This is a genomic window from Streptomyces laculatispora, from assembly GCF_017353455.1.
In the GTDB taxonomy this organism is placed as follows: domain Bacteria; phylum Actinomycetota; class Actinomycetes; order Streptomycetales; family Streptomycetaceae; genus Streptomyces; species Streptomyces laculatispora.
The window spans coordinates 1-8,787 of record NZ_JAFMPZ010000448.1 but is presented as its reverse complement, the minus strand read 5'-3'; the positions used below and the strand labels follow the sequence as shown (position 1 = coordinate 8,787).

The following is an 8,787-nucleotide window of genomic DNA, read 5'->3' as shown; positions in this document are numbered from 1 at the left end:
AGCACGGACCGGGGGGCGGGGATGCCGGCGGGGGGGTACATGAACGCCTTCGCGACCCGTCCGGTGGAGAACCGGCACAGCGGGCAGTGCTCGACCGCCTCCACGTGCCGCCGCAGAGCGGGGCTGGCACCGGACTTCCACCCGTCCCACTCGGCCGGGCTGATCTGCCCCGGTTCGGGGGCGGAAGGCGTCCGGCACGCTTCGGCGCGCTCCTCCTCCGCGATCTCGGCGGGGGTACGGAACAGGCCCGCGAGGTGGCGCACCACCGGGTCGAGCCGGTACGTGTCGCCGGAGAGGTCGGCGAGGAACCCCTTGACGGCGAGTTCGGGCACGGCGGCGCGGCAGGCCTCCGGCAGCTGGACCGGGATCTGCCCGTGGAGCTCGGAGGTGCTGTGGGCCGCCAGGAACAGGGCGGCCAGCCGGGTGGCCGGCGACGCCTTCCTGACCGGCTTCGCGATCCGCGCGCGCATGGCCCACCCCGACACCCGCGACCGTGTTCCCTTGCCCAGGGGCAGCGGGTGGTCCGTCTCACGGCTCATGTCCGGGACCTTGATCCCCACCGGGATGTCCTGGTCCCCGTCGACCAGCGAACCGGGCACCTGCCATCCGACGGCCTCCAGATCGGCCACCGCCCGGCGGGGGTCCTCCAGCTTCAACGAGCGCAGGTCGGTGCCGGTGACGTTACCGACGCCGCCCCGCGCGGCCCTGATGGCCACGACGACGGCAAGGAACTGCGCGTCGACGGACGCGAGCGGCAGTTCGACCACGTACGAGAGGAGCGCGCGTGCCGCCTCCCCCTGTCGTGTGGTCAGCAAGAAGGGCGGCAGGACGGGTTGCACGGACGGTGAGGCGGCGGTCTCTTGCGAGACGACAGTCTTGGGCACATCTCTCCTAACGCGGGGCGGCCGTCGAGGTCACGGGCAAGGTCGCGCCCGGTCGACATTCCGCACCTGACAACCTTAGTGAGACGTGATGTCTCCCGGCCTCGGACGCGAAGGCAATCACCGGACGCGAAGGCGGTCACCGGTCGGGTCGACGGCCACTGGTCGGGTTGACGGGGGTTCTGGTTGCATGGTGCGCCATGGATGCCATAGCCACGAGCGTCATCGCGGTCCTCGGTACTCTGCTGGGCTCGACGGTCACGCACGTCTTCCAGCAGCGATCCGCGCGGCGCACCGAGGCCAATGCCCACCGGGAGCGACTGCGTCAGGGACGGCTCGACGTCTACGGCACGTACGCCGGACTGCTCGTCGACTTCCGCCAGGCCATGCTGCACCACTGGTTCTGCGTGCACGAAGGCCGCGACCCGGACGACGAAGTCTCGCTGCGCAACCGTTCGTTCGAGCTGCGCTCCAAGACACAGCACGCCCTCTTCCAACTCCAGCTGATCACCGCCGAACCCCCGCTCATCGCCGCCGCGGTCGAGGTCTTCTCGGCGGTCGGCAGGATCAACCGCGCGGAGGACCTCGATGACGTCGCGGCCCGGCGGGCGGCGACCCGGAACCTGATCGACGCCTTCGTCGGGACTGCACGCCGACACGTCTGAGGACAGGGGCGGACACGGGAACCAATGCGTCCCTCAGTTCCGGACAGCCGACGGGGCGGCCGCGATATCCGGCATGGAGCTGTCCGGGGGAAGGACTTTTCCGAATCCTTCCCGTCCCCGATATCGAATCGCACATCTCGTACGGGATATCCCGACCCGGAAGTTCCTCATCCTCAACTCGGTTGTTTCATAGCCCCATTCGCGGGGTATCCCGCCGCCTCCCTCTCTCGGCCAGAGTGACAAGGGTTGAACGACGAGTACCGAGCGGCACCTGTCCGAACGGGGGAGAAACGAGATGAGGATCCAACAACGCATTGCAGGGCCGCTCACCGGAACAGCTCTGCCGACAGGTGCCTTGGCCGGCACGGCCGCACCGGCCCAGGCCTACAGCCCGAACCCGGCGGTACGTACTTCCGGCGCGACGCCGGAAGTCACGCCGTCAAAATGGTTCTCTCCGCGCGTGATTGGTTCGTCGGCAAGGTGGAGTTCCCTCCGTACGACGAGAAGCTCTACGTCTACGACACCAAGCACGACGGGAGAGGACGGGGAAGGTCCGCCCCCCCCGGGGGGCGGGACGCGGCCTTCCCGGCCTTCGGCTCCCAGCCGGTCGCGGCTGCGGTCGGACCGGGTGAGACGGGGCTCAGCAGCCCACCGACCAGGCGTGCGAGCCGCCCTGGTCCCGCTACGCGGACCGCAGCCGGTAGGCGTACGTGTAGGTACGCCCCGCGTGCAGCAGGTACTCCGCGAGCGGAGGGGCTCCCCAGGAGTCGTTGCCGCCGACCCCCATCTGCCGGTGGTTGACGCCCAGGATCGTCTCGTCGCGCCGCTTCAGCTCGTACGGGTGCTTCGGCCCGTCCAGGTCGAACGGCGAGTGGTGCAGGACGCTCGTCTCCAGCAGGGGACCGTCCTCGTCCGGATCGGCCCGCACCAGAAGTCCGGTGCCCGACCGGTCGGTGACCGACAGATGGCGCACGTCGGTCATGTTGCCGGTCTGCTCGGGCCGGACGTACGGCGCGACCTGCTGGTCCACGGTGGAGCGGTAGCGGCCCACGAACGCGCCGGTGTGCCGGTCCCAGTAGTTCTCCTGCGGGCCGCGCCCGTACCAGTCGATCTGCTCGAAGCCCTCCGGGACCGTCAGCAGTGCGCCCACCATGGGCAGATCGGGGAGCCCGGCGGCGGCCTCCAAGGTGTGCCGGACCCGGATCTCGCCGTCCCCGCGCACAGTGAACACCGTGGTCCAGGTGGACGCCGTGGGTGCGGTGGGCAGGGTGCACGCCACCTCGACGGTGACCACTCCGGGCGACGGCCGGCCGGTCTTGACGGAGGTGACCTTGCGGTCGGTGCCGGCGTCCCGCCAGGTCCGCAGGGATTTCTGGGCGCCGCGGCCGATGTCGTTGTCGGTGGGCCCGCGCCAGAAGTTCGGCACCGGGCCGCCGGCCAGCAGCAGCCGCCCCTTCACCCGGTACGACGCCAGCGTTCCGCTGGACTTGTCCAGGACCACGTCCATGTCGCGCCCGCTGATCCGTACGCGCGCGTCTGTCTCGTCGAGGTCGAGGGCGGGCAGCGTGTCCGGGGCCGGGTCGGCGGGGGCCGGAGTGTGCCAGTCGAGAGCGAGCTGTTCGGCGGCCACGGTGTGCCCGGCATCGGCCCAACTGGCCTTCGCCTTCAGTACGAAGGAGACGTTCAGCCAGTATTCGGCGCCCGGCTCGGGCTTCTGCGGCTTCCGGTAGGGGACGCGCACGGTCCCCTCGCCGCCGGGCGCCACCTTCGGCGCCGCGAGCCTGCCGTGCTGCACGCTCCGGCCGTCGCAGGTCACGTCCCAGCGCAGCTCGTACGCGTCCAGGCCGCTGAACAGGTGCTTGTTGCGCACCGTGACCGTCCCGGCCGCGAGATCCGCCGCGAGGACCGCGACCGGCTGGTACACCTTCTTGAGCTCCAGCAGCCCGGGGTGCGGCGTACGGTCGGCCGCGACCAGGCCGTTGCAGCAGAAGTTGGCGTCGGTGGGGTACCCGTCGTGCCAGTCCCCGCCGTACGACAGGTAGGTGTGCTTCGCGTCGCCCGGTACCGGGAGCCGGATCGCCTGGTCGACCCAGTCCCACACGAACGCACCGTGCAGATTCGGGTAGCGCTCGAAGATGTCCCAGTACTCCTTGAGGTTGCCGCTGCTGTTGCCCATGGCGTGCGCGTACTCGCAGAGCATGAAGGGCGTCTGCTTGCCCGACCTGCCGTACGCCTCCACGTCCGCCGGCTTGGTGTACATCTCGCTGTGCAGGTCGGCGACTTCGTTCATGCCCTCGTAGTGCACGGGCCGGGAGGCGTCCCGGGCGTGCACCCAGTCGGCCATGGCCTGGAAGTTGGAGCCCCCACCGGCCTCGTTGCCCAGCGACCAGACCACGACGCTCGGGTGGTTCTTGTCGCGCTCGACCATGGAGCGGATCCGGTCGACACAGGCGTCGGTCCACTCCGGCAGGGAGGCCGGCAGGGTGTCGCGCACGCCGTGGCTCTCCAGGTTCGTCTCGTCGACGACGTACAGGCCGTACTCGTCGCACAGCTCCAGCCAGCGCGGGCTGTTGGGGTAGTGCGAGGTGCGCACGGCGTTGATGTTGTGCTGCTTCATCAGCCGGATGTCCTGGAGCATCCGCGGCTCGCGGATCGCCTGGCCGTGGTCGGGGTCGGACTCGTGGCGGTTGGTGCCGCGGAACATGACGGGCTTGCCGTTCACGGTGAACCTGCCCGGCCCGTACTCGACCTCGCGGAAACCGGTACGGGTCCGCTGGACGTCGACCGTCCGCCCCGAGCCGTCGGTGAGCGTGACGACCACGGTGTAGAGGTTCGGGTCCTCGGCCGACCACAGCGCGGGCGCGGCGACATCCGCCTTCAACGTCACCTCCGCGTCCCCCGAGCCCTGCGGGACGACGTCACCGGTGAGCGGACGGCCGACCCGGCGCCCCCGCCCGTCGTACAGCACCGCCTCGATCCGGTGGCGGTCGGCGGCCTCGGCGCCGCCCCGGTCGCGCACCGTCGCGGTGACCGTGAGGACCGCGTCGCGGTACGCGTCGTCCAGCGCGGTCCGCACGAAGAGGTCCTGCACATGGACCGGCGCGATCGCGTACAGATAGACGTCCCGGAAGATCCCGGACAGGTCGATCATGTCCTGGTCCTCCAGCCAACTGCCGTCGGACCAGCGGTAGACCTCGACGGCCAGGGTGTTGTCGCCCGGCCGCACGTGGTCGGTGATGTCGAACTCGGCGGGGGTGTAGCTGTCCTCGCTGTAGCCGACCCGTTTGCCGTTGACCCAGAGGAAGAACGCCGACTTCACGCCCTGGAAGGAGATCAGGGTGCGCCGGCCCGACCAGTCGCGCGGCACGGTGAAGGTGCGGCGGTAGGAGCCGACCGGGTTGAAGTCGTGCGGAACCGCGGGAGGCGCGGGGGTCTCGTAGCCGATCCACGGGTAGCGGATATTGAGGTAGATCGGCTCCGGATAGCCCTCGATCTCCCAGTTCGACGGTACGGGGATCCGGTCCCAGCCGCCGTCGTCGTACCCGGGCGCCTCGAAGCCGACGGGCCGGGCGTCGGGGTTCTTGGACCACTTGAAGCGCCAGGTTCCGTTCAGGGAACGGAAGTAGGGCGACTTCTCCATGTCTCCGCGCAGTGCCTCGGAGCCGCTCGCGTACGGCACGAGCCGGGACCGCGCCGCCTCTCTGCCGACCTGGAAGACTCTCGGCTCCGCGTCCCACTCGGGGGCGTCCGCGGCGAAAGCCTGTCTCTGCGCTGAGAAGACGGCCCAGCCCGCGAGGGCTGCTCCGGTCGAAAGGACGGAACGACGGCTCGGACGGTATGCGCTCATGAAGCGACTCCGAACGGAAGACAACAAGAACCATCACCATCAGACGAAATCACTCAACACGCAAGACTCCGCGCGGGATCGCCACGCGTCGCGGCCTGATCCCGCCGAAAGGCCCTATCGCCAGCCACCGGGAATCCGGCACCCCTCCGCACACGGCTACGGCAGCTCACCCGACCGGCAGTCCGGCTTCGCCGCGCATTCCACCCAGAGCAGCTTGCCGCCCTGCCCCGGAAGCCCGCCACGCATCGGGTACGCACCCCAGCACTCCGCGTAGAGCGTGACGAGATACAGCCTCCGCCCTCTCTCGGCGAGCTCCGCAGGCGCCTGCTCACTCCACCGGAACGGCGCCGGGATCCGCGGATCGGTGTCCCACACACCCAGCCGGACCCGGCTGCGCCCCGCGTCACGCATACGCAGGGAGTACGACCCCGAAGAGTGCTGGTACGCGTTGGTGACGAGCTCGCTCGCCAACAGTTCCGCGGTTTCGAGGAGTTCGGACATACCGTGAACGCGGAGTACGTGACGGAGCGTATGCCGGGCCACCCCGGGGGCCCGGGGATCCCGCGGGAGTTGGAGGGTGTACGTCCAGGGCGGCGCTACGGTGGCCGTGGGCATGGAAGTCTCCGATCGCGAGGGGCGGAAGGTGTGGATGGAGGGTCCTGCGGTGGGTGCCCGGTGACGAGGCCGCTCCGTCGAGCGGGGTGCTTCCGGGCGGGTGGCCTGGAACCGAGATTAGACGGATGCAAGGATTCCTTGCACTCGCGGACCGGAATCCTTGATATGAATCACTCGTGTGAGTGACAGTCCAACCCAGCTGCATTGCAATGGGAGTTCGAGATGGCACGCAGGGCCGCCCCCTCCGCACGTCGCACACGACTTGGCGCCGAGCTGCGCAAATTGCGGGAACGCGCCGGAATGACCACCACGCAAGCGGCCGACCTCCTCGGTACCAGCTCGGGACAGCTCAGCAACATGGAGGTGGCACGCTTCGGGGTGAGTGCCGAACGAGTACGGGTCGCGGCCCACACGTACTCCTGCACGGATCAAGCCCTGATCGAGGCACTCGTATCCATGACGACCGACCGCAAGCGCGGCTGGTGGGAGGAGTACCGGGAGATCCTTCCGCCCAAGCTGCTCGACCTGGCCGAGATCGAGCACCACGGCACCGCCTTGCACGCGGCACACAGCATCCACATCCCCGGCCTGCTCCAGACCGTCGATCACGCCCGGGAGATCTATCGGCAGGCCGTCCCCGACTTGCCACCGCCGGAGATCGAGCACCGCGTCTCCTACCGCATCAAGCGGCAGGAAGTCCTCTATCGCACAAGCCCTGCGCCCTACCGGGCCGTTATTCACGAGGCAGCTCTGCGCATGCGGTTCGGCGGCCCGGACATCGCCCGGAGTCAGCTCCGGCACCTGCTCGAGATGAGCGAGCTCCCCCACACAGCCATCCGCGTGATCCCCTTCGAGGCCAGTTGCTACCCGGGTTCGGGGCAATCCCTCTACTACGTACGCGGCCCCGTTCCCGTACTCGACACCGCGCAGCTCGACCAATCGCACGGCCCCGTGTTCATCGACGCGGAATCCCAACTGGCCCAGTACCGACTTCTGCTGGAGCGCCTCAATGCCGCTTCCCTGAACGTCGAACAGTCCCAGGAACTCATCCACAAGATCGCCCAAGGCCTGTGAAAGGAACCCTGATGCCCGCACACTCCTGGCAGAGGTCGTCCTACTGCGCACAGGGAGAAGCCTGCCTCCACGTGGCCGCCCACAACGGCAAGGTGAGACTCACCGAATCAGGCGACCCCAGCGGCGCGATACTCCGGACCACCCCCGCCGCCCTCGACGCCCTCCTCCGCACGCTCAAGGAGGACCGGCTCCATGACTGACCAGCCCGCCGACCTGACCTGGATCCGCGCCGCCCCCGAGGACGAGCCCGGACCCGGCCCCTGGATCGAGATCGCGTTCGGCGAGGTCGATCTCGTCCACCTGCGCGAGACCAGCGACCCCGAGAACGTGGTCACGACCACCCGCACCAAGTGGGAGGCCTTCGCCAAGGGCGTCCGGGCCGGCGAGTTCGACCACTTCACCGAACCCGCGACCGGCTCGGCGCCCGCGCGGGGTTCCGCCTGACCGGGGCGTCATGACCGGATGGATGTCCCGGACCCCACGCCACGCGGTAGCGCTGGTCTGCGCGTACGCGACCGGCCTCCTCCTCGTGGGGTCCGTCGCCCACATCACCGGCCTCCTCCAGCACGGCCTTCGCCCCTACGACTGGGCTCCCGGCTGGCTGAACCTGTACTGGACCTCGCTGGCTCTCCTGGACACGCTCGCGGCGCTTCTCCTGCTCCGGGGAAGGCGCGCGGGGGTAGACCTGGCCTGCGCCATCATGGCGACCGACCTCGTCGCCAACTGGTACGCGGTCCACGGCATCCAGCACAGCCACTTCACGGCGCAGCCCGGTCTGCAACGGCTCACCGCTTTCACCGTGCTCGTACTGGGAACAGCACCGTTCGCCCACAGGCACCTCACCAGGTGACGGCCGCCCGCGAATGCCACTTGGATGCGGACCCCCTCCGGGAGTGCGAGCGCCTGACAGGTACGGGCACGTGTCCGAAGACCTCGACGCGGGCATGATCAATCGCATGAAAGCGGGCAAGAGGGACGTCGCGACCAACGGCACGAGGCTCAACACGGGCGGCCTTACGGGCGGCCGTACGGGCGGCCGAGCAGGCACAGAACCGAGTCCGGGGCAGATCCTGCACTGGAACTTCTTCATAGGCGGACACCTGAGCGCCTCCGTTCCCGTCCGCCTCGTCGAACGTACGACCGCGGGTCAGCTGCTGTGGATGGAGACCGGCACGCCGATGTGGCGGACCGCCCTGCCGCGCGGCACCACGCATCTGCGGGACATCGCCCCGCACGAACGCCCCGCCGACGGGTACCCCGTGGTCCCGGACCGGTGGCCGATGGGCAACGCCCTCTTCTACCAGCCGACCGGCGCGGCCCACTCCGTCCTGTGGCTGTTCGGGCGCAGACAGAAGTTCCGCGGCTGGTACGTCAATCTGGAACGCCGGCTCCATCACGGCGACGACATCGACATCGCGGACCACGAGCTGGACCTCAACGTGGCGCCGGACCGTACCTGGCGATGGAAGGACGAGCAGTCCTTCGCGGAGAAGACCGGCCACCCCGCGTACTGGACCGCCGAGGAAGCGGTCGCCATCCGCTCCGAGGGGGACGCGGTCGCACGGCTCGCCGAGGCCGGAACGTTTCCCTTCGACGGCTCCTGGTGCGATTTCAAGCCACCGTCGGCCTGGACGACACCACCCCGTCCACCCAACCCCCGCCGCTCCCTCCCCTGAACGACGCACACCCCCACCTCGCCATACAT

9 protein-coding genes are annotated in these 8,787 nt (G+C 69.3%); 6 read left to right on the top strand and 3 right to left on the bottom strand.

What is annotated here, in order from left to right; all coding sequences use genetic code 11:
• Positions 1–884: hypothetical protein (locus J1C73_RS21860; protein WP_207317910.1), on the bottom strand; the 884-nt coding region annotated here is incomplete at its 3' end.
• 197 nt (positions 885–1,081) lie between these two features.
• On the opposite strand from J1C73_RS21860, the gene kilB reads away from it, so the two are divergent.
• Positions 1,082–1,546 carry a plasmid transfer protein KilB gene (gene kilB / locus J1C73_RS21855; protein ID WP_207317909.1) on the top strand — a complete coding sequence of 155 codons (465 nt, stop codon included), beginning with the start codon at positions 1,082–1,084 and terminating at the stop codon, positions 1,544–1,546.
• A 682-nt stretch (positions 1,547–2,228) separates the two neighbouring features.
• On the opposite strand, the gene lacZ is transcribed toward kilB, so the two are convergent.
• On the bottom strand, positions 2,229–5,393 hold the full coding sequence (lacZ, locus tag J1C73_RS21850) for a beta-galactosidase, LacZ type (protein WP_207317908.1): 3,165 nt from the start codon (positions 5,391–5,393) through the stop codon (positions 2,229–2,231).
• A 156-nt stretch (positions 5,394–5,549) separates the two neighbouring features.
• Complete coding sequence (locus J1C73_RS21845) at positions 5,550–5,894, bottom strand: ATP-binding protein (protein WP_307797767.1); 345 nt, start codon at positions 5,892–5,894, stop codon at positions 5,550–5,552.
• Positions 5,895–6,230: 336 nt separating this feature from the next.
• Between J1C73_RS21845 and J1C73_RS21840 the strand changes: the two genes are divergently transcribed.
• The 5 genes from J1C73_RS21840 (at position 6,231) to J1C73_RS21820 (ending at position 8,758) form a co-directional block, all read left to right on the top strand.
• On the top strand, positions 6,231–7,082 hold the full coding sequence (locus tag J1C73_RS21840; protein WP_123460633.1) for a helix-turn-helix domain-containing protein: 852 nt from the start codon (positions 6,231–6,233) through the stop codon (positions 7,080–7,082).
• 11 nt (positions 7,083–7,093) lie between these two features.
• Positions 7,094–7,282: a DUF397 domain-containing protein gene (locus J1C73_RS21835; protein ID WP_123460632.1), complete on the top strand. Its 189-nt coding sequence runs from the start codon at positions 7,094–7,096 to the stop codon at positions 7,280–7,282.
• The gene (locus tag J1C73_RS21830) at positions 7,275–7,526 is read left to right on the top strand and encodes a DUF397 domain-containing protein (RefSeq protein WP_123460631.1); all 252 of its coding nucleotides are present in this window, start codon (positions 7,275–7,277) and stop codon (positions 7,524–7,526) included. The genes J1C73_RS21835 and J1C73_RS21830 overlap by 8 nt, the downstream gene beginning before the upstream one ends.
• Before the next feature lie 22 nt (positions 7,527–7,548).
• Positions 7,549–7,932, top strand: a complete 384-nt coding sequence (locus J1C73_RS21825; RefSeq protein WP_207317906.1) for a hypothetical protein — start codon at positions 7,549–7,551, stop codon at positions 7,930–7,932.
• 70 nt (positions 7,933–8,002) lie between these two features.
• Positions 8,003–8,758 carry a ribonuclease FAU-1 family protein gene (locus J1C73_RS21820; protein WP_307797766.1) on the top strand — a complete coding sequence of 252 codons (756 nt, stop codon included), beginning with the start codon at positions 8,003–8,005 and terminating at the stop codon, positions 8,756–8,758.
• The last annotated feature ends 29 nt before the right edge of the window (positions 8,759–8,787 follow it).